This window comes from Vibrio sp. 10N.247.311.12 (assembly GCF_041467515.1).
GTDB classification, from domain to species: Bacteria; Pseudomonadota; Gammaproteobacteria; order Enterobacterales; family Vibrionaceae; genus Vibrio; species Vibrio crassostreae_C.
Window position 1 is genome coordinate 97,838 of the sequence record NZ_JBFSUV010000006.1, and the last position, 22,509, is coordinate 120,346.

Annotated in this window: 17 protein-coding genes; 13 read left to right on the forward strand and 4 right to left on the reverse strand. The window is 44.7% G+C overall.

Going from position 1 to position 22,509, the window contains the following annotated elements:
• Positions 1-39 precede the first annotated feature (39 nt).
• The 6 genes from AB6E30_RS04785 (at position 40) to AB6E30_RS04810 (ending at position 5,647) form a co-directional block, all read left to right on the forward strand.
• Positions 40-435 (forward strand): DUF3302 domain-containing protein, encoded by a 396-nt coding sequence (locus AB6E30_RS04785; protein WP_017061875.1) that lies wholly within the window; start codon positions 40-42, stop codon positions 433-435.
• A complete protein-coding gene (locus AB6E30_RS04790; RefSeq protein ID WP_017061874.1) occupies positions 435-1,565 on the forward strand; it encodes an HlyD family secretion protein in 1,131 nt (376 codons plus the stop codon). Before AB6E30_RS04785 ends, AB6E30_RS04790 begins: the two co-directional genes overlap by 1 nt.
• A gap of 302 nt (positions 1,566-1,867) precedes the next feature.
• Positions 1,868-2,416 carry an ECF-type riboflavin transporter substrate-binding protein gene (locus AB6E30_RS04795; RefSeq protein WP_372082999.1) on the forward strand — a complete coding sequence of 183 codons (549 nt, stop codon included), beginning with the start codon at positions 1,868-1,870 and terminating at the stop codon, positions 2,414-2,416.
• A 6-nt stretch (positions 2,417-2,422) separates the two neighbouring features.
• Entirely contained in the window at positions 2,423-4,117 is a 1,695-nt protein-coding gene (locus tag AB6E30_RS04800) for an ABC transporter ATP-binding protein (RefSeq protein WP_017064242.1), read from the forward strand.
• Positions 4,114-4,953, forward strand: coding sequence for an energy-coupling factor transporter transmembrane protein EcfT (locus tag AB6E30_RS04805; RefSeq protein ID WP_017064241.1), 840 nt, complete (start codon positions 4,114-4,116; stop codon positions 4,951-4,953). Before AB6E30_RS04800 ends, AB6E30_RS04805 begins: the two co-directional genes overlap by 4 nt.
• A gap of 223 nt (positions 4,954-5,176) precedes the next feature.
• Positions 5,177-5,647 (forward strand): TetR/AcrR family transcriptional regulator, encoded by a 471-nt coding sequence (locus AB6E30_RS04810; RefSeq protein ID WP_372083000.1) that lies wholly within the window; start codon positions 5,177-5,179, stop codon positions 5,645-5,647.
• 80 nt (positions 5,648-5,727) lie between these two features.
• Here the strand turns inward: AB6E30_RS04810 and glgB are convergent, their stop codons facing one another.
• The 3 genes from glgB to AB6E30_RS04825 form a co-directional block, all read right to left on the reverse strand.
• On the reverse strand, positions 5,728-7,908 hold the full coding sequence (glgB, locus tag AB6E30_RS04815; protein ID WP_017064240.1) for a 1,4-alpha-glucan branching protein GlgB: 2,181 nt from the start codon (positions 7,906-7,908) through the stop codon (positions 5,728-5,730).
• A gap of 174 nt (positions 7,909-8,082) precedes the next feature.
• Positions 8,083-10,263: a 4-alpha-glucanotransferase gene (gene malQ, locus AB6E30_RS04820; protein ID WP_017067441.1), complete on the reverse strand. Its 2,181-nt coding sequence runs from the start codon at positions 10,261-10,263 to the stop codon at positions 8,083-8,085.
• Positions 10,264-10,448: 185 nt separating this feature from the next.
• A complete protein-coding gene (locus AB6E30_RS04825; protein ID WP_102394044.1) occupies positions 10,449-12,902 on the reverse strand; it encodes a glycogen/starch/alpha-glucan phosphorylase in 2,454 nt (817 codons plus the stop codon).
• A gap of 567 nt (positions 12,903-13,469) precedes the next feature.
• On the opposite strand from AB6E30_RS04825, the gene malT reads away from it, so the two are divergent.
• The 7 genes from malT to AB6E30_RS04860 all read left to right on the forward strand — a co-directional run bounded on the left by malT (position 13,470) and on the right by AB6E30_RS04860 (position 21,939).
• The gene (malT, locus tag AB6E30_RS04830; RefSeq protein WP_017061867.1) at positions 13,470-16,178 is read left to right on the forward strand and encodes an HTH-type transcriptional regulator MalT; all 2,709 of its coding nucleotides are present in this window, start codon (positions 13,470-13,472) and stop codon (positions 16,176-16,178) included.
• A 611-nt stretch (positions 16,179-16,789) separates the two neighbouring features.
• Positions 16,790-17,710, forward strand: coding sequence for a DUF368 domain-containing protein (locus AB6E30_RS04835; protein WP_102321107.1), 921 nt, complete (start codon positions 16,790-16,792; stop codon positions 17,708-17,710).
• A 203-nt stretch (positions 17,711-17,913) separates the two neighbouring features.
• Entirely contained in the window at positions 17,914-18,354 is a 441-nt protein-coding gene (locus tag AB6E30_RS04840; RefSeq protein WP_372102781.1) for a hypothetical protein, read from the forward strand.
• Entirely contained in the window at positions 18,351-18,947 is a 597-nt protein-coding gene (locus tag AB6E30_RS04845) for an SCO family protein (RefSeq protein ID WP_004732104.1), read from the forward strand. The genes AB6E30_RS04840 and AB6E30_RS04845 overlap by 4 nt, the downstream gene beginning before the upstream one ends.
• An 85-nt stretch (positions 18,948-19,032) precedes the next feature.
• Positions 19,033-19,491, forward strand: a complete 459-nt coding sequence (locus tag AB6E30_RS04850) for a copper chaperone PCu(A)C (RefSeq protein WP_136979030.1) — start codon at positions 19,033-19,035, stop codon at positions 19,489-19,491.
• A 462-nt stretch (positions 19,492-19,953) separates the two neighbouring features.
• Positions 19,954-21,018, forward strand: a complete 1,065-nt coding sequence (rsgA, locus tag AB6E30_RS04855; protein ID WP_372102783.1) for a ribosome small subunit-dependent GTPase A — start codon at positions 19,954-19,956, stop codon at positions 21,016-21,018.
• A gap of 387 nt (positions 21,019-21,405) precedes the next feature.
• Entirely contained in the window at positions 21,406-21,939 is a 534-nt protein-coding gene (locus AB6E30_RS04860) for a DUF4136 domain-containing protein (protein WP_372102785.1), read from the forward strand.
• A gap of 330 nt (positions 21,940-22,269) precedes the next feature.
• On the opposite strand, the gene AB6E30_RS04865 is transcribed toward AB6E30_RS04860, so the two are convergent.
• The gene (locus AB6E30_RS04865; RefSeq protein WP_017072403.1) at positions 22,270-22,461 is read right to left on the reverse strand and encodes a hypothetical protein; all 192 of its coding nucleotides are present in this window, start codon (positions 22,459-22,461) and stop codon (positions 22,270-22,272) included.
• Between the last annotated feature and the right edge of the window lie 48 nt (positions 22,462-22,509).

Sequence of the window (22,509 nt, forward strand, 5' to 3'; positions counted from 1 at the left end):
TATATTTATAACTAACATCTAACATTACAAGGATCTGTTATGTTTTTAGACTACTTTGCACTCGGCTTACTCATTTTCGTTGCTCTAGTCATCTTTTACGGCATCATCGTTATTCACGATATCCCTTATGAAATAGCCAAAGAACGTAATCATCCTCACCAAGACGCAATTCACGTCTCAGGCTGGGTTAGCCTATTCACTTTGCACACAATTTGGCCCTTTCTATGGATTTGGGCAACATTATGGCGGAAAGACCGAGGCTGGGGCTTCGAAAAACTCGAAGAAGAGCAGCACGATATTCATCACCGAGTGGATGTTTTAATCGATCAAGTTAGCACCCTTCAAGAAGAGATCGCACAGCTCAAACAAGCAAATACTAAACAAAGCAGCACAAAAAAAGAGTCAAACAACGTTCAAGATCAGGAGGCTAAGTAATGGATTTACTACTGATAATGACCTACGCGGCACTTTGTATCACTATTTTCAAAGTATTTAATATCCCACTAAACAAATGGACAGTGCCTACCGCAGTGCTCGGTGGTGTGGTCATCGTAGGAACATTGATCCTATTAATGAACTACAACCATCCTTTCACACAACTTGGCAACCAAGTTTACTCAACGACTCCAATTGTTTCAGGCGTTAGAGGTAAAGTCATTGAGGTTCCTGTTGAGGCGAATTCTCCTTTAAAGAAAGGAGACATCCTCTTTAAAATTGACCCTATCCCTTTTGAAGCAGAAGTCGCTAAGCTCGAAGCGAAAGTAAAAGAAGCAAGCCAAGGAGCACTTGGGCTTGAATCTCAAGTTGCTGAAGCTGAAGCTGCTAAAATCAAAGCGATTGCAGAAAGAGACAAAGCGCAACGCGAATTTTCTCGTTATAAGCGTGGCTTTGAAAGTGGTGCGTTTACCGAACAACAATTGGATACTCGTAGACAAGCTTATAAGGCATCGGAAGCAGCAGTAAAAGTAGCAGAAGCAAGTCAACAACAAGCTCAGATCGCTCTAAATTCTGAAATTGGTGGCGAGAACACCGCAGTGGCAGGATTACTTGCAGACTTACGTAAGGCTCAATTCAACCTTGACCAAACGGTCGTGAGAGCACCAACGGATGGATATGTTACACAACTAGCACTGCGTCCAGGCGTAATGGCTGTACCGCTACCTCTTGCTCCTGTCATGACATTTGTCCATACGGAAGAAAAATACTACATCGCAGCATTCAGACAAAACTCATTGCAACGACTGCATCCTGGTTTCGAAGCTGAATTTTTATTCAGAGCACTACCAGGCAAGATTTTCAAAGGACGCATTGATGAAATAATCCCAGCTATTGGTGAGAGTCAAATTCAAGCGCGCGGAACACTTATTGGTACCAATGCACTTCGTACTAATGGACGCGTATTTGCTAAAATGACCATCACTGATGACCTGTCTGACTACCATTTACCTATGGGTACCGCGGTTGAAGTTGCCGTTTATTCTGACAGCTTCACCCACGTTTCAATCATGCGCAAGGTCCTTATTCGCATGAAGAGTTGGCAAAACTATCTATACCTAGACCACTAAACGGTCAAAGGTACGTGACGAACCCGCTTAACACATTGTTAAGACGAATGAAAAAGTCAGACTCGCTCTGGCTTTTTTGTTGCTGGATTAACCGTAAAATTACGCTTTTTACACGATATTTAGGTGTTCAGATGGAATTTTAGACATCTAGACACTTACCTTCCCTTATGGAAGGGTTCTACTGTATAATGCGCGCCTTATTTTTTATATTTGCCCAAAAAACGTTCTCATTGAGACGCATATTAATAATGGTGAATATTCGTTCTTTATTAAGCTTTATCTTTCAGTATTCGAGGTTATCTATGAACTTTTCAGCTAAAACAGTGGTCGTTATCGCCATTGGCGCGGCACTGTACGGCATTGGTGGTTTACCTATGTTTGGTGTCCCAGTGTTTGCTAACACGACATTGAAACCAGCAATGGCAGTTCTAGCACTGTTTTCTGTTTTGTTCGGCCCTATTGTTGGCTTCTTAGTTGGCTTTATCGGTCACTGGGTAACGGATCTGTTCGCAGGCTGGGGTGTGTGGTTAACTTGGGTTTTAGGCTCAGGTGTCGTAGGCATGGTTATCGGCTTATTCCCGATGTTGACCAAGAACCGCCTTCAGCAAGGTGAGTTGCCTATGAAGGACTTCGCGCTGTTTGTGGTACTTGCCCTTGCCGGTAATGTGGTTGGTTACGGCTGCTCTGCATTCCTAGATACCATCCTTTATGCAGAACCGTTTACTAAAGTCTTCACTCAACTCTCTATCATTGCTGCGGGTAACACCGTTCTGATCGCTGTTGTTGGCTTACTGATCCTAAAATCAGTCGCTAAACGCAACAAACAAAGCCGTAACCTGACTGAGGCATAAGCGATAATGACTATAGCATTTTCGAATTTCTCTTTTAGATATGAGTCGCTGGATAAACCGACGCTAAAAAATATCAATCTAAGGATAGAGAAAGGAGAGAAAATCGTCATTATTGGACCAAGCGGTAGTGGTAAATCTACCCTAGGTCAATGCCTTAACGGTCTGATTCCTCATGCTATCAAAGGTGAGGTGACTGGCTCTCTAGAGATCAACGGTAAGAACATTTCTGATTTTTCTATGCACGACTATACCGAGCAGGTTGGCACAGTATTACAAGATACTGATAGCCAATTTGTCGGTTTGAGTATTGGCGAAGACATCGCGTTCGCACTGGAAAATCAGTTAGTGTCGAACATTGATATGTACCCTCTGGTTAAGTCGACAGCAAAAATGGTCGACTTAGCAGATATGCTTGATCGCTCGCCACATGATTTATCCGGCGGCCAGAAACAACGCGTGTCATTAGCGGGCATCTTAGTTGATGACGTTGACATCCTGTTGTTTGATGAACCTTTGGCTAGCCTTGACCCGAAAACGGGTAAAGCGACTATCGAAATCATCGACCAACTTCATAAAGAAACCAACAAGACTATAGTCATCATCGAGCATCGCCTTGAAGATGTACTACATCGCGATATCGATCGAGTGATCTTGATGGAGCGCGGTGAAATTGTCGCGGACATGACACCCGATGAAATCTTAGCTTCTGAACTGCTTGAAACACACGGTATTCGTGAACCACTTTATTTATCTGCTCTGAAGGCAGCGAAAGCACCTTTGACCAGTGAAGATAAGCTATCAAACCTCAAAGCTCTCGATTACAAAAGATTCCGCCCTGCGGTTCAGGCTTGGTTTGCAGAGCGCCCGACTCCAGTTGCCGAGAAGCAGTACCAACCTTTGCTTGAGGTCCACGGCCTGACTTACTCTTACGATGGTGAAAAGAACGCTCTCGAAGATGTCAGCTTTAAGATTGGTAAGGGTGAGTTCGTTTCAATCTTAGGCAAAAACGGTTCAGGCAAATCTACCATCACTAAACTCATCATGGGTGTGATCGATGCCGATTCAGGCTCTTCCTATCTAAATGGTGAAGACCTATCTGAGCTTTCTATCTTTGAAAGAAGCCAGAAAGTCGGTGTCGTGATGCAGAACCCAAATCATATGATCTCTCATCATATGATTTTTGATGAAGTTGCATTCGGTCTGCGTAATCGTGGGGTTGCAGAGCAGGAAATCAAAGAGAAGGTGGAAAACGTTCTTGAGCTGTGTGGCTTGAGCAAGTTCCGCCACTGGCCAATCGAAGCGCTAAGCTACGGTCAGAAAAAACGCGTAACGATCGCTTCTATCTTAGTATTGGAGCCAGAGCTTCTGATCTTGGATGAACCAACAGCGGGTCAAGATTACCGCAACTACACCTCAATGCTGGCGTTTATCCAAAAGCTTAACCGCGAGTTAGGTATCACCGTCGTGATCATTTCACACGACATGCACCTTGTTCTAGAGTACACCACACGCTCAATTGTCATTGCTGACAGCAAGCTGATTGCCAATGCCGCGATGACGGAAGTATTCAGTCAGCCATCGCTGTTAGAACGCGCAAATCTTTGTACCACCAGCATTTATGAACTCGCGACTATGATGAAAATCGACGACACCAACGCATTCATGCAGTACTTCATCGACTACGAGAGAAGCGCTCAATGAACGTATCAAAAGTAAAATTCGGCATCAATTACATTGATACAAAATCACCGCTTCATGCACTTAACGGCATCACCAAATTTGCGCTCTTCTTAGCTTGGGTAACCGTGGTCTTAACTACGTTCGACCTAAGATTGATTGCACTGCTTATTGTGACTGGTTTATACCTGCTAAAGCTGACCAATGTGCCTGTACGCGTATATAAGCCTCTGTTATTGGGTACGGCGAGTGTATTGAGCCTAAATGCTTTGTTCATGTATCTGCTGGCTCCACAGCAAGGTACTGAGCTCATCGGCAGCAAAACCTTATTGCTGACATTGCCGGGTAACTACTCGTTGAGCCAAGAGACTCTGTTTTACTTGGTTACTGTGACGCTCAAATACATGAGCATGTTCCCGATAGCGTTGATTTTTGTCTTCACAACGCATCCGACTGAGTTTGCAGCTAGCCTCAACCGTATCGGTGTTCCTTACAAGATCGCCTATGCGGTCAGCTTAACACTGCGTTACTTGCCAGAAGTTAAGAAAGACTTCATCAATATCATGCATGCTCAACAGGCTCGTGGTGTAGAGCTCTCAAAGAAAGCGCCTCTAATTACTCGAATCAAAAATGTGGCTAAGGTTCTAGGCCCGCTCATTTTCTCTAGCTTGGACCGAGCAGACGAGATCTCTAACGCAATGACGTTACGAGGTTTTGGCCGACACAAAGCTCGCACTTGGTATAGCTATGCACCTTTGAAACGTATCGACTTTGTTTGTTTAGGTGTCATCGCTTTTATCGTGGTGTTAGCCATTGCGAAACGCATTCTAGAGCCGCAGTTATTTTGGTATCCGTTCTAGTCATCTGAATTAGCATAGATAAACAAAGACTTTAAATAACACACCGCTCAATAGGGCGGTGTTTTTGTTTATGCCAAAATCTGATTGATAATTTAACCAATGACACAATACTGACTATATTTAACGATAAATTGACCAGTTATTTACCCTTGGAGTTTGAGATTTAATTCATAAGCTCTTAATATACTCGTTTACAGAATGTTACAATCAGTAGAGATTTGTAATGGCTCGAATTACTCAAGTACAAAAACTAGAAAATCAAAAAAACTACGATGAGATCGTACTAAACCTTTTTCTGGCTGAAGGACATGAAGCACTAACTTATGCAAGGATTGCTCAAGAGATTGGCATTAGTTTAACGACGCTTCAGGGCTATTATCCGTCGACCCGCGCTATCCGATCAGCGTTACACCAACACATGCTATCAATTGTTATAGAGAATCTAGAGTTCTCATCGGAAGAGGTATTCATTCAATCTTGGCAAAACGCTCTAGATAATGATCAATTTCGATTCGTGATCAAATTGATGTTTTTCCATGCCTCCCAGGTCAAGAGCCCTGAACAGTTTAACATCAGTTCAGATGGTCAATTCCGCGAGATAATGTTTAATAGCTTTGGGCTTGATACCGTTCGAATCCTTGAGACTGTCGTAGGACGTTCAATGTTCTATCTCACAAACTTCAAGCAGCATTAAACCAAGCGTTAGAAATACAAAAATGGGAGCCTTTCGGCTCCCATTTTCTTTTTAGTTATCGCTTACTTCAACTTATAGACCTAATTTAGCTTGTAAAAAACGGTCGATAACGGTGGTAAACGCAGCTCAATCGATGTGTCTAGCCCTTCGCTCTCTACAGATTCAATCTCAGCAGTCTGCTTCACTTCAAAACCGCTGCCTGCATAGTCGACAGAGTCTGTATTCAACAACAATGCGTATTCACCTTTTGCAGGAACACCTAAGCGGAAATGCTCGTGAGGCACTGGCGTAAAGTTAGACACTATCAATACTCGCTCACCAGATTCACTGATGCGCTCGTGCGCAAGAATGCTCGCTTCAGCAGAGTCCTGTAGACGCCATTCAAAGCCTTTCGGATCAAAATCAAGATCGTGCATTGCAGCTTCAGAGCGGTACAGATTGTTCAGGTCTTTCGTTAAACGCTGAACACCTTGATGACGCTCGTAATCCAGCAAGAACCATTGCAGTTGGTCGTCATGATTCCATTCAGCCGTCTGACCAAATTCAGCCCCCATGAAGTTAAGCTTCTTGCCCGGCTGCGCGTACATGTAGCCCATGTAAGCACGTAAATTAGCCGTTTGCTGCCATTCATCACCAGGCATCTTGTTGTGGATAGAACCTTTACCGTAAACCACCTCATCGTGAGACAGAGACAATACATAATTCTCACTGTGTGCGTAAACCAGTGGGAAGGTAATCGTATCGTGGTGATATTTACGGTTGATTGGGTCTTCTTGAATGTAAGACAAGCTGTCGTGCATCCAACCCATGTTCCACTTAAAGCCAAAGCCTAAGCCGCCCATAAAAGTCGGTGCTGAAACACCAGGGAAAGCCGTTGATTCTTCAGCAATCGTCATCGCATTCGGAAAGTGTTTATACACTTCTTCGTTCATCCACTTAAGGGTTGCGATAGCGTCGTAGTTTTCGTTGCCGCCATCCGCATTCGGGATCCATTGGTCATGGCTACGCGAATAGTCGAGGTACAACATCGAAGCAACCGCATCAACACGGATGCCATCAATGTGGAATTGCTCGAACCAGTACAGTGCATTAGAAACTAAGAAACGACGAACATGCTCTTTGCCTAAATCGTAAATGTACGAGTTCCAATCTTGATGCCAACCACGACGTGGATCTGGATCATGGAACAATGGCGTACCATCGAAGTTTGCTAGGCCGTGATCATCACTTGGGAAGTGAGCAGGAACCCAGTCCAGAACAACGCCAAGACCCGCTTGGTGACATTGATCGACGAAGTATTTGAAATCATCTGGAGAGCCAAAACGGCTAGTCGGTGCAAAAAGACCAACAGGCTGATAGCCCCAAGAACCGTAGAATGGATGTTCTGAAACTGGCATTAGTTCAACGTGCGTGTAGCCAAGATCCGTTAGGTATGGGATTAGCTCTGCCGCTAGCTCACGGTAATTTAAGAATTCACCTTCAGCGTTACGCTTCCAAGAACCTGCATGCAATTCATAGAACGAAAGCGCTTCTTTGCGCTTTTGCGTTACCGGGCGATTTTGCCATTGAGTATCTTGCCACTGGTAACGAGCGTGATCGTAAGTTACAGATGAGAACGATGGGTATTGCTCAGAGTAGAAACCCCATGGGTCAGCTTTGTGTGGTAAGCCTTCGCCATTTGGTCCTTTTAATTCAAACTTGTATTGAGCGCCTTCTTCCAGTTCAGGAATGAATAAGCCCCACATACCGTAATCTAGGCGTTGCATTGGGTGGCGGCGACCATCCCAAGCGTTGAAGTTACCCACCAAGCTTACCGCAGTTGCATGCGGTGCGTACACCAAGAAACGCGTACCTGAAATCGTCTGTCCATCACGCTCTAGCGTAATAAACTGAGCCCCCATGTGATGATACATATCTTTCGGTGTATGAAGATCTTCATAACTCGCGTACAGATCGTGGTACTGGTAAGGATCATCGATGATCTGTTCTACGCCAGCCCAATCAACCGCAAGCTTATAGTGAGTAAAACGTAAGTCTCTCTCTTGCTTAAGAATGAAACCACTTTCACCCTCTCGCGCTAACTCAATACGAGGTTCCTTTCCAACAATCAACTCGACTTTATCTGCCCCAGGAATCCACACACGTAATGCACCTTGCTCAGAAGGTAGGTATGGCCCTAAAAACGCGAATGGGTCTGTGAAACAAGCCTGTGATAGTTGGGTATATATTTGTTTTTGCTTTGAAATCGAACTTAGTTCCAAAACGTTTCTCCCTAACCAAACATCCAAAAAACATAATACAAAAATGCCCGCTATTAGTGCGGGCAATATAACGACGGTTTATTCTACCAGATGAGCATTCATTATTGAGTGACCGAGGTTGTAGTTTCGTACGGCGTAAGCAAAAAACCACCTAATTTCAAGTCACTCACGTCATTACTTACCGGCTTTTTCTCGAACGTCAGTCAGCTTAGAAGCGATACGATTAACGCCTTCGTGAGCAAATATTTCGTCCAAGTTCATTGATAGTTTACGACGCCAGTTAGGGTATTCATCAACCGTGCCAGGAATGTTTACTGGCTTGTCCATCTCTAGCCAATCTTCTAGCTGAACGCTCAGTAGTGTTGAACCACCAGCCGCTACGTGCAGTTGAAGTGCCTCAGCAAGGTAAGAGTCCATCGGTACTTGGCTCGCATCGCGGCCCACACCTTCTGGTAGGAAACCATGCCATGCTACTGAATCTAAGATACCTTGCTTGCACTCTAGGCGGTCATCGAACAAGGTTTCTAATTGTTCTGCATCTGGGTATAAGCCAATCTCTTGGCCCATTTTCAGGTCATCACAGTGCCAGAAGCCACGAAGCGTTGGCATATCGTGAGTACACAGTGCCGCCATCGATTGTGATGCGTAGTGTTTTGGTGAGATGAAACCACCGTCATCTTCTGATGTTTCGAAGAAGAACACTTTGTAAGAGTGCACGCCAGCATCTGCAAGGATGTCGACAATCTCATCCGGTACCGTTCCTAAATCTTCACCGATAACGCTACATTGGTAACGGTGAGATTCAAGCGCCAGAATAGACAGCATATCTTGTACTGGGTAGTAGATGTACGCGCCCTTAGTTGCGTTCTCACCCTTTGGAATCCACCACAAGCGCAGTAGACCTAAAACGTGGTCGATACGCAGTGCACCACAGTGCTTCATGTTCGCACGAAGTAGCTTGATGTAAGCGTCGTAGCTTGTTTCTTGAAGCACTTCTGGGTTTAACGGAGGTAGACCCCAGTTCTGACCCAAAGGACCAAGAATATCAGGTGGAGCACCAATGCTCGCATCCATCACTAGGTTGCCTTCGTCAGCCCAAGTCTCGCTGCCTGAATCTGCAACACCTACCGCTAAGTCACGGTACAGGCCAACAGCCATGCCCTTCTCTTCTGCAAGAGACTGTGCATCGTTGATCTGGCAATCTGCTAGCCATTGCAGGTACATGTACAGATGAACGTTTTCTAAGTTCTCTTTGATGTATTTCTGTGTCGCTGGGCTGTCGAATGTACGGTACTTCTCAGGGAATACCGGCCATCCCCACATGCCAGAATCTTCTGCATGCAGTTCACCATGTAGAGCATCAAACGCCGCTTGATGCATCAGGCTATCGCCACCCTCTTCTACGAAGGCTAAGAACGCTTGTGCACGGTCGCTGTTTTTGTCTAGATGACGAGTCTTAAATTCTGCGAATAGCAGAGGCAAGATGCTCATCTTAAGCTCAGACACTTCGGTGTAGTTTACCCAGTGTGCTTCACGCGCTTTTTGTAGACGCTGTTGGAACTCTGCGCTGCCGACTGTTTGTTGTGCTTCTGCACTTAATGCGAATTCAGGAACTGAACTCACATCAATGTATAAGATGTTCAACCAGCGACGAGAAGATGGGCTATATGGGCTCGCACCTTCAGGGTTCGCAGGGAACAATGAGTGAATGGGGTTTAGACCAACGAAGTCACCACCACGAGAAGCGATATCCGCAACAAGCTGTTTTAGGTCTCCGAAATCACCAATACCCCAGTTATGCTGAGTTCTTAGGGTATAAAGTTGAACACTGGGTCCCCAAAGCTTTTTGCCTTGCTCGATTGGTGACTGCTTGAAACACGCTTTTGGCGTAATAATCAGTGTCATCTCGTAAGGCTTCTTACGGCGCTTACGGCTCACAATGAGCTTGTGATAACCCCATGCCAAATCACTTGGCAATGCAAACACTAAAGGGCCACCCTCGGCACGCTCGTCACGAATGACTTGAGATTGAAGATAGCCTTCAAGTACCTCTCCTTGCTCGGTTTCTAAGCGCCAGCTGAACTCACTTTCACGAGCACTTACACCTAGATTAAGCGCCACTTCTACTGGCTCACCGTCACGCAAGACAAGAACTGGGTCTAGTACATCTTTTTTGTGTTTTCTTTCTGCTGACTTAAGCAGTGCATCATCGCTGCTTGTATCGTAGCCCAACGAAGCCAATAGAGACGTGATCGTCTCGTCTGATACTTGTGCTTCATCGCCCCACGCACTAACGTAACTGTCGGCAATGTTTGCCATTTCTGCGACTTGTTTTAATACGGTCTGTTCTTTCATCGCTCTCTCCGAAAACGTTCTGACGCTTTCTATTTTGTAGGGTTGTTAATTTAATTTTTACTAATCAATTAGCTTGTGACAATCGGTTTGTAAGCAGCTTGTTTATAAACGAAACCTTTAAGCCTTTCGTTTGCTCACAAGCTAATTGAGCCAAGGCAGAAACTGCCTTGGCTACTTTGGAAGTATTAACGGTTAACCGCTTCAAGTTTCCAGATGTTGTTCACGTAGTCGCGGATAGAGCGGTCTGATGTGAACTTACCAACCAATGCTGTGTTAAGAATTGCTTTCTTAGCCCAACCTGCTTGGTCTTTGTATTGCGTGCCCATGTCTTCGTGCGCTTTCACGTAAGATGCGAAGTCAGCAAGACATAGGTAAGGGTCACCACCGTCTAGCAGGCTATCAAACGTTGCACGTAGAAGGCCTGGTTGACCTGGAGTGAACTCATCGCCAGTCAGTAGGTCTAGAGATGCTTTCAGTAGTGGGTCTGCATTGTAGTAGTCGTATGGGTTGTAGCCTTGAGCTTTCAGAGCTTGAACACCATCAACGTCTAGGCCGAAGATGTAGATGTTTTCATCACCCACTTCTTCACGAATCTCAACGTTTGCACCATCCATCGTACCGATAGTTAGCGCGCCGTTTAGAGCCATCTTCATGTTGCCCGTACCAGATGCTTCTTTACCCGCTAGTGAGATTTGCTGAGAAACGTCTGCTGCAGGGATGATGATTTCAGCCATGCTTACACGGTAGTCAGGAATGAATACCACTTTCAGTTTGTTACCGATGCGAGGGTCGTTGTTGATCTTCTCTGCAATCTTGTTAACCGCGAAGATGATCTCTTTCGCTAGGTGGTAACCCGGTGCTGCTTTCGCTGCGAAGAAACATACGCGTGGCTCACACTCGAAACCAGGTTCGTTAAGAATACGGTGGTACAGAGATAGAATGTGTAGCAAATCTAGGTGCTGACGCTTGTATTCGTGAAGACGTTTGATTTGAACGTCAAAGATAGCGTTAGTATCTAGCTCGATACCCATGTTCTCTTGAACCCAATCAGCTAGGCGCTGTTTGTTTTCTTTCTTAACAGCCATGAATTCTTTTTGGAATTTCGCGTCTGTTGCAAACTTAGCGATGCCTTCTAGCTGCTCAAGTTTTGCTGGCCATTCAGTGCCGATCTTACCCGTGATTAGCGTAGATAGACCTGGGTTACAGAACTTCAACCAACGACGTGGCGTGATGCCGTTCGTTACGTTAGTCAGTTTACCTGGGAAGATTTCGTTGAACTCAGGGAACAAGTCTTTCTTAACCAGTTGTGAGTGAAGCGCAGCTACACCGTTTACTTTGTAAGAACCAATCACACATAGGTTTGCCATGCGAACCATGCGGTGGAAACCTTCTTGGATGATAGAAAGCTTCGCTTGCTTCTCACCGTCACCAGGCCACATCTTGCGAACTTCTTGCATGAAGCGGTGGTTGATTTCAAAGATGATTTCCATGTGACGTGGAAGAAGACGATTGATCAGTGATTCAGACCAAGTCTCTAGCGCTTCTGGAAGTAGTGTGTGGTTCGTGTAAGCGAACGTGTGAGCACTGATTTCCCATGCTTGATCCCAAGATAGACCTTTCTCGTCAATCAGGATGCGCATTAGCTCAGGAATCGCGATCGTTGGGTGTGTATCGTTCAGCTGAATCGTTTCTTGCTTAGGCAGATCTTCTAGAGAGAAACCTGCTGCTTCGTGGCGACGTAGAATATCGCGAACCGATGCTGCTGAATGGAAGTACTGCTGCATTAGACGCAGTGTCTTACCTTTCTCGTGGTTATCGTTCGGGTAAAGAACCTTAGTGATGTTACCTGCATCGATTAGCGAGTGTTGCGCTTCGAAGTAATCACCGTTGTTGAAGCTTGCTAGTGAGAATGGTGCAATTGCCTGACATTCCCAAAGGCGCAGTGGGTAAACCGTGCTTGACTCGTAACCTACGATAGGTAGATCCCAAGGCATTGCTTTCACTTCCATACCTGGAACCCAAGTACGTACTTCTTTACCGTCGATGAATTCAACTTCTACATGACCGTAAAAACCAATGTGTTGTGCTAGTTCTGGACGAGCCACTTCCCATGGGTAACCTTCAACACCGCGCCATGCGTCAGGTGCTTCTTGTTGGCGACCGTCTTGGAAAGACTGCTTGAATAAACCGTATTCGTAGTGAAGACCGTAGCCTACTGTTGGGTATTCTTGAGCGGCACAAGAATCCATGAAACAAGCAGCTAGACGACCAAGACCACCATTACCTAGTGATGGGTCACGTTCTTCTTCTAGAAGGTCAGTTAGGTTTTGACCTAGCTCTTCCATTGCATGAGTGATCTGTTCGTATAGACCCATGCTGATCAGGTTGTTACCTGTTAGACGGCCAATCAAAAACTCAAGTGATAGGTAGTTAACGCTCTTCGCGTTCTTAATTTTTTCGTCATTTTCAGTTTCTAACAGATCAAATGTTGTGAGTTCTGCTAGCGCACGCCCCATTGCTAGGTACCATGCGCGGCTATCTGCGTTTTCAATCGTTGTTGCGTAGGTTGCAGATAAATGTTTCTTAACACTCTCTTGGAATGACACTTTATCGAAAGTTTTTTGCTGAGTTGGTTTCATTTCAGAAATCTCGCTTTTAATAGTTCTAATTCATCTGTGACATATCGTGCATGGTCACCATAAACTAAACATCCTCCCGCTAATGCAACTGACTAGGAGTAGATGGGAGGGCGTAGGGGGCGTACCGACTTAGGGTTAGTGATCTGACTCTCATGTTCTGACTGCGAACAAAAACTTGGAGTGACTAAGATCACAAGCTCCCGTTCGATAACTTAACTTCAATTGATGTGACTTTTATTTAACCCATTTAAAGTCATTGCCAAATCTGAGTTTCAGATCACGAAAATAATTTCCAACTCTCATCTTTTGCATTGATTCCCGTGTAGGGATGAACGAAGTCACATTCACAAACCAACCCGCAACGTGAGCAAAGTCTCAAATAAAGGGCGTAGACACCCAAAAACATGCAGGAGTGCAAGGTTTCTGAGGAGGATCGTAGTCGGTAACGTTTGGCTTCACGTAATATGAGTAAAGACTTAAGTAATTAGGCTCATGTCATTGGAGTGCACTCAACGATAGATTGGGATATTCCAGAACATAGCCACGGAATAGGTGTAAAACTTCGATATGTGGATCCCTTCGAAACTGACTCGTCCCGGCCGCTTACATAATGCAATCCTACGACCTAGGGTTCTCGATCTGCTTCACAATGCAGATTGCTATAAGCTTGTGTTGTTCCGCTCTCCAGCGGGCTACGGCAAAACCACCATGGCTGCACAATGGTTGGTAGATAAACCTAATGTGGGTTGGTACAGCATTGATGATAGCGACAATGATGCCTTCCGCTTTATCAACTACCTACTTCAATCACTTAATAAAGCGACTCAAAATGCCTGTCCGAATGCCCAAAAACTGGCAGAAAAGCGACAGTTTTCATCGCTGCATTCTTTATTAAGTGAAGTATTTGCCGAGATGTCGGAATTCCATCACGAGTGCTTTCTGGTGTTGGATGACTATCACTTGGTCAACAATGACGACATCCACGAAGCCATGCGCTTCTTCCTCAAACACATGCCCGATAACCTAACGTTGGTTGTCACCAGTCGTGGTACGCCACCACTTGGTACAGCAAACCTGCGCGTTCGTGACTTAATGATCGAATTAGGTAATGACTCGTTGGCGTTTGATACCGAAGAAACCACACGCTTTTTCAACCAACGCGTAGCCGACGGCATTGATGACACCACGGCAGATAGCATTTGTAGTTATGTAGAAGGTTGGCCTTCTGCACTACAACTTATCGCGCTACAAGCACAACACCAAAAACGCACTCTTGCACAGTCCGCAGAGTCATTCTCTCACTTTAACCATGCCCACCTTTGGGATTACTTGGTTGAAGAAGTATTCGATCTACTGGATAAAGAAACCCGACAGTTCTTAATGCAGTGTTCAGTACTTGATCATTTCAATGACGAATTAGTCTGCGCGCTTACACAGCGTGAAGACGCACTGGGTATGATCGAATCACTCAACCGATTTGGCTTATTCATCTACCCGCTTGAAGGCGAGAAAAACTGGTACCGATTCCACAATCTATTTGGTGAATTCCTCGCACATGAGCGCCAAGCTCGAATTCCTCAGCAAGAAGCTGAACTGCATCGAAGTGCTGCAAAAGCGTGGATCAAGCAAAACACACCACACCAAGCACTACGTCACGCACAGCGTGCTGAAGATCCAGAACTGATCATTCAAATCCTGACTGAGCACGGTTGGCCGATGTTCAACCAAGGTGAGCTTTCGTCATTAGAAATGGCGATCAAACAGCTAACCACAGATCAACTATACAGTGAGCCAAAGCTTTCGATGTTGCGCGCTTGGCTTGCACAAAGTCAGCACCGTTATGACCAAGTGGGTACTTTGTTGGAAGAGGCTGAGACTCAATATCAAGCGCGAAACATTGAACTCGATACTCAGCAGCAAGGCCAATACAACGCCTTACGCGCACAAGTTGCCATCAACAGCAATGAGCCTGAGAAAGCATTGGAATTGGCTGAGCTTTCGTTGAGTCAGTTGAACACCACCGTTTATCGTAGCCGCATTGTCGCAACCTCGGTTGTGGGCGAAGTGAATCACGTAATGGGTAACCTAAGCCGTGCGCTACCGATGATGCAACAAACAGAAAAACTGGCACGTCAGTATCAGGTTTACCATCAGGCCCTGTGGGCGATTCTGCAACAAAGCGAAATCTTGATTGCTCAAGGTTATGTTCAAGCTGCATTTGAGCTACAAGACAGTGCATTCAAATTGATTGAAGAACATCAGCTGCAATACGTACCTCTGCACGAATTCTTGCTGCGTGTTCGCGCTCAGATCTTCTGGTGTTGGAACCGACTAGATGAAGCGGAAGAGTGTTGCTACAAAGGCTTAGATATCCTTGGTCACCACTCTCCGAGTAAACACCTGCACAGCTATTCTATGTTGGCTCGTATTTCATTGAGCCGTGGTGAGATTGATAAAGCGTCGAAATTTATCGACCAGATTCAGCACCTATTGCGTCAATCGACTTACCACGTAGATTGGACGGCAAATGCTTCTCTTTCTTTGATTCTGTTCTGGCAAGTAAAAGGCGATAAAGAAGCTATCCGTGATTGGCTGAGTGTGGCTGTTCGACCTGAATCGGCAAGTAACCACTTCTGCCAACTTCAGTGGCGAAACATCGTTCGTGCTCACATCATCCTTGAGCAGTATGAAGACGCAGAAGAAGCGCTGACTTTCCTTAAGAGTGAAGCCCAGCGTTCGCACCTGATTACAGACACCAACCGCAACTTGATCGTTGAAGCCGTGTTACGTACACAAATTAACGATGAAGACAGCGCACGAATACTACTCGAAGAAGCGCTTCATATGACTAACCAAACCGGTATGGTCGGTAACTTCTTGGTAGACGGTGGGACTATCGGGCATATCTTGGATAAGTTGAGCAACAAGCCAGGCTTAGGTGATTTAGAACGTCACCGCGCACAACAAATCATGAAAGATATTTCCGCGACCCAACGCAGCCGCTCGGTTCACTTCGATGAAGACTTTGTTGAGAACTTGGTTAATCACCCGAACATTCCTGAGCTTGTGCGTACTAGCCCACTCACCCAGCGTGAATGGCAAGTACTTGGTCTGATCTACTCAGGATTCAGTAATGAGCAGATCGCTCAAGAACTCGATGTAGCGGGTACCACAATCAAGACTCACATCCGTAACCTTTACCAAAAGCTCAACATTGCTAACCGTAAAGAAGCAATCAGCACAGCGGAGAACTTGCTGCAGTTGATGGGGTACTAAAACGGATTCGAGATTCGAGATTCGAGATTGATTCGAGATTCGAGATTGATTCGAGATTGATTCGAGAAAACATAAGCTAGTCACCGATGGTGGCTGGCTTTTTTTTCATCTGAAGTTTAGAACCTAAAAATGTAGGAATGGGAAAAGTAAAAAGACGATCACCAAACGACAGGCAAAAAAATAGCCAACCGCAATAATCGCGATTGGCTCTATATATTTGTGAACAAATCATAAGTTCACTAACAACGTCAGTTGGCTAGGTGACCCTCGGCTTAAGAAGGGTCAATGTATATAATGCAGTTAGCGTGCCAACTTTTATTCGACGTTTTATAAGCCCTGCACCGCATAAAAACCATGAATTTGTCATGCGAATTGCAAAGTGCATTTGCATATTGCAACCAAGATGCAATATCGATAAGGGATCAGTTTCATCTCTGCTCTTAATGACAAATCACTAAGTGGTTGTTATCTAAATGTTAGGCAAATATTCACTTCAACTTATTGCCTTACAATTAATAGAGTAATAAAAGCCCTTCCCCAAAAGCATATTCATACTTTTTTTACACTAAAGTTTGTATACTGCACAAAATCATCCTCAACTCTATGAAGCAATGAACTACTTAAGTACTTTTTTCAAAGGCATGGCAATGGGCGCAGCAGACGTTGTACCTGGCGTGTCGGGCGGAACCATCGCATTCATCACTGGTATCTACGATACGCTGCTAGAAAGCATTCGCAGAATTAACCCTAGCGTACTTGGCTTATGGAAACTCGAAGGCTTCAAAGCCGCGTTTAATCACATCAATGGTTTCTTCCTAATTTCACTGTTCGCGGGCGTATTCACGAGCATTGCGACATTCGCAAAATTGATTTCTTGGTTATTAGTCACCCACCCTGTTCCACTGTGGTCTTTCTTCTTCGGCCTGATCTTGGTCTCGGTTTTCCATATTCTTAAGCAAGTAGAGAAACGCGATATGATTCGCTTCGTGTTTTTGCTGCTTGGCGTTGCTTTCGCTTATAGCATTACCGTGCTTAAACCGCTGCAAATGGAACCAACCAGCATCAACGTATTGATTGCGGGTGCGATTGCTATCTGCGCGATGATTTTACCCGGTATTTCAGGCAGCTTTATTCTGCTCCTGATTGGCATGTATGGCCCCGTGCTTGGCGCCGTTAAATCATTTCAAGTCGATATACTTGCGCTATTCCTTGCGGGCTGTGTGATCGGACTGCTGACTTTCTCACATGTACTGTCTTGGCTATTGCGTTCATTCCGCGACTTCACATTGGTATTCTTAACCGGTTTGATGATCGGTACGCTGCCTAAGATCTGGCCTTGGAAAGAGACCATCAGCTGGCGCACAAACTCAAAAGGTGAACAAGTTCCTCTGATTCAAGAAAACCTATCACCGTTTGATTTTGAAGCGGTAACCTCTCAGCCTTCTCAGTTGGTCATGGCGATTGTGATGATGTTTGCTGCGATTGCATTGGTTTTAGGCCTGGAGAAGTTTGCAGAGCGTAATGCTGACTAATCATTCAGCCAGCTTCTGGAAAGCGTTTAGAACGGATAATGCTTAGAAATACTAAGCTCACATATCTATTAAACAGACAAAAGCGAAGCCAATGGCTTCGCTTTTTTAGTTCTACCATACGCACAAAATTGCTTTTTGATACAAGCACGTATTGAGGGGTGTGATAACATCGCCGCTCTTATAAAATTAAATGAGAACACGACATGCACTCTGCATTAAAGGTTGCTGCTGTTGGGATCGCTCTCGTGGCAGGCTTTTATGGGCCGCAAGCAATTCAGCAATTTAAATCAGCGATGGAGCACTCAACTGCCGACGTCAGCTTGGATGATTACTGCATGCTTTCAACCACATCGTGTGAGCAGGAATCCATTTCAATGTCGCTTGACCGAGAAACCGCGCAACCTCTTCTACCCACAAAGATAAAGGTAGTTTGGGAAGGTGCTGCATCTGAAACCTTGATGCTATCGCTGACCGGTTTAGAGATGGAAATGGGCTCAGCACGTTTCCAATTAAAAAATACTGGTAACAACATCTATGAAGGTGATGTCATTTTACCCGTGTGTACCATGGATCACATGACTTGGCTTGGTGATCTCACCGATGGTGTTGAAACCGTAAAACCTGCAATAAGGATGGCAAGATGAGTAGAAATTGGTCGTTAGCATTGGTTGTCGCTTTTGTACTTGGCTTTGGTGTCAAAAGCTATCTTGATGGGCAAAACGAAGTTCAAGAACAACACGCTGCAAAACAAGAGTTCTCCGCAACGACTCTTTTCGGCAAAGACAACCAACCAACGGAAATCTTTGACCAAACCGATGACAGAATTCGTATCGTTTACTTCGGTTTCACACGCTGCCCAGATGTGTGCCCCACTTCTTTGGCTATGTTGGCCGGAGCACTTAACCAAGTTTCTGATGAAGCAAAAGCCAAGATTCGCCCAATGTTTGTTTCTCTCGATCCTGAACGTGATGCCGCTGAAGCCTCGTACGAATACGCGCAATATTTCCACCCGATGATGGAAGGACTAAGTGGTCCATTGGATGTCACCACTACTCTGGCTCATAACTACGGCGTTATTTTCAGAAAGACCAAGCTTGAAGGTTCAGAGTTGGAATACACCCTTGACCACAGCTCATATTTTTATTTTTTAAAGCCCGACGGTACCTTGATTACCAAAGTGCCGCATACGTTAACGCCAGCACCAATTGTTGAGGCTATCAACAAGCTGACGCAGTAAAACGTAAAAACAAAGAACTTAACTAATAAAGTTCGAACAAAAAGTCAGGTCCCAGACCAAAAACATAAAAATTAAGGACAACAACATGAAGTTAAAAGCACTTGCTCTAGCAGGCTTATTGCTAACCCCTTTTGCTCAGGCTAGTAGCGATATTATGGTTCATGACGCGTACGCTCGTGCAACCCCGCCTTCAGCAGTGAACAGCGCGGTGTTCACGACTCTGATGAACCACAGCGATAAAGATCGCGCTATTGTTTCTGCAACAACACCTGCAGCAGGTAAAGTAGAACTTCATGATGTAATCATGGATGGCGATGTTATGAAAATGCGCCAAGTTCAAGAGATCACCATCCCTGCAAACGGTGAAGCGGTACTTAAACCTGGTAGCCTACACATCATGTTGTTCGACCTAAAAAGTAGCCTAAAAGAAGGTGAGCAAATCGAGATGATACTGACCTTTGCCAATGGTGAAACACAGACCTTCGACGCACCAGTGAAGAAAGTGATGAGCGGCATGAAAAAGATGAACCACGACCATCATTAATCGTATTCACAATTGATAAAATAATTTAAGCCACGATGACTTCTCGCCATCGTGGCTTTTTGTTAAACTGCACTCGCTTTTTATGCAAAGCCTAACCATATTAATAACCAAGGAGAAGAGAAGATGATTGTAATGAAAACACTAAAACTGGCAGTAAAAGTAACGCGTTAATTTTGTTTGGTTAAACCAACTTTAATTCCGAACTACCAACATTGAGCCACCAGCTGGCTACCGCACACTTTTACCCGGTTTACGTTTGATCGCACATGGTCAAAGCATGCTCATTATGCATGAATCAATCCGGGGTCCTATCTATTGAATTCGACCCAAACTCTAAAGCAATTTTGACGTCTCGACGCTTTTTTAGCTTTTAACGCTTCTGATCTCACCAACAATAAGAGATCTCACAAGAAGTTAATGCTCTCATAAGAAAAGAAAGCTCGCACGTCTGGGTAAATAGACATGAATTCACAAAACGCATTTTCTCATCCAATGTCACTTCAACAACTTGGATGGCAACCTGTATTCCAACAACAACTGACACTCGAAGACTATGATCACTCCGTCATTGCTCGTATCGTCGCACATCACCGCAATGGCTATACATTAGCGTCAGAGCAAGGTGAAATTGTTCTACCCATCCACCAAAACCAACCGGCAATGACCGTTGGCGACTGGGTGATTTTGAACTCTGATCTGCAATTCGACCGCTTACTAGACCGTCAATCGCTCTTCCGCCGTAAAGCTGCTGGCAGTCGCGTAGCTGAACAATATATTTCAGCCAATATCGACACGGTTTTTATCGTGGTTTCGTTAAATAACGACTTTAACCTAAGCCGCATCGAGCGTTATCTCGCTCTCGCTAATGAAGCGCAAGTTGAAGCCGTTATCGTACTCACCAAGAAAGACTTGTGTGACGACTACGAAGGCAAAGTACAACAGGTACAAAGCCTAGACCCAATGCTGATGATCGAAGCCGTTAATAGCCTAGACCAAGACTCTACTCAAGTATTGTCGCCTTGGTGTAAAACGGGCAAAACGGTGGCTTTGATGGGGTCGTCTGGTGTTGGGAAATCTACGCTGGTCAACTCGCTGCTTGGGGAGACTCAGCAGGCCACGGGTGGCATTCGTGAAGACGACAGCAAAGGTCGACACACAACGACGTCACGCTCACTGCATTTACTGACATCGGGCGGCTTACTGCTTGATACGCCAGGAATGCGAGAGTTGCAACTTGCAGACTGCGCCGAAGGGGTAAGCGAAACCTTTTCTGATGTCGAAGAGTTAGCTATGCACTGTCGTTTCTCTGATTGCCATCATGAATCAGAGCCTGGATGCAAAATACGCACAGCCATTGAGAGTGGAGAGTTGTCTGAAAGACGATTTAATAACTATCAAAAGCTATTGCGAGAGCAAGCCAGAAATGGTGCCTCATTGGCAGAGCAACGTGCTAACAGTAAGCAGCTTTCCAAAATGTACCGAAACGTACAGTCAGAAAGCCGCAATATTAAGAAAGGCTCAGCTTAAGCAGTTGGATATTGACGGTAATCTGAGTTAATCGCTCAACGCTGATCTGAAACACCGAGCCCCACGTGTCAATCGCGTGGGGCTTTATCTACAAATTCCCCTCCTAATCAACAAGGGATATTAAGATATCGTCTGCTTCCGAAAGTAAAAATTCACCATTTATAATAGTTGGAATTTTTCTTAGCGAGTTAATCATCACGTTAATGTTTCTCTTTATCCAGTTCAATATAATTCCCCCTTGAACAATAAAGTTAAAATACGATTAATCGCGTCACTTTTACTACCAGATTGACTGAATATAACGAACATAAAGTATCGATTACCGGACAAGTATAATCACCTTCAGAAGAAAATTTCATTTCAAACCACCTTCCAAGGAGATAGAAAATGCTTCGTCTAACCACCATATTATTAACGCTTCCTATAGCTGCCTGCTCTACAATAAATACTGACTTCGAAAAGCAAACCGATTTCTCAATGTATAAAACCTATGATTTCAGCTCGCCCGGGACTGCGAAAGAAGAGAAGAACAAAATACCGATTAGTATCGACTCAATCAGGATTGAAAGTGCGATCATTAAAGAAATGAGCCGCACAGGGGTTTCATTTGTAGAGGACGGAGGCGACCTATACGTCCGCTACCAACTTCAGCAAGCATCTGAACTTGTGTCTTCCGGCTCGTCATTTGGTATTGGCTATGGTTGGAACAATTTCCGTGGGGGAATGTCCACTCCACAAAATTATCACCAACAGACGTACGGACAATTGGTTGTAGAACTGATCGATGATAAAACCAACATCGTTGTATGGACCGCGAATTCAAGCCGGAAATTGACTCGCTCAATGAGTTCTAAGGAACGTGAAGAGCTGATTTACGAGGAGATCGCTGAAATGTTTCAACAGTACCCTTCGTACAAATGATTGAAAACTTCTAGGTGATAACTTCTTCAAATATCGGCCATTGAATGTGCAGATAGAGGAAGCCTAGGCATTAGAGGAAGAAGGCACCAAAGCCACTAATGCAATAGATCAAAGCTGCATCATATTGTTATATACCCTCAACCTTAAAGCTAACGCTGTAACTCACGTCCGAGTGACGAGTTTCACTCCAATCACGTTAGGAGCTCCATTTTCGTCTATATATAGCGAGACGTTTAAGGGGATGCCTAACGTACTCAAATGCTCTTTATGTACCAGACTCGACTCTAAAACAGGATCGTGAAACATAATTGTCAGCGAGGGCAAAAGCGGCTATTCAGCTTGATTAGCAAACCTAGAATATTCAAACGCGATAGCATTTAACAACTGAGGTAAGTCTTTAATATTTTGTTTATTAATTTCGATATAATCATCAACGAAGTGGTCTTTTTCTTCGGCTGCCTTATTAATAGAACAACCTAATAATAGAATACAACTTAGCGCTAAAAGGGTTAGCTTCTGCATTTACAATGCCTTGATTAGTTTTAGGTAAGGGATGAGGATAGAAGTGGT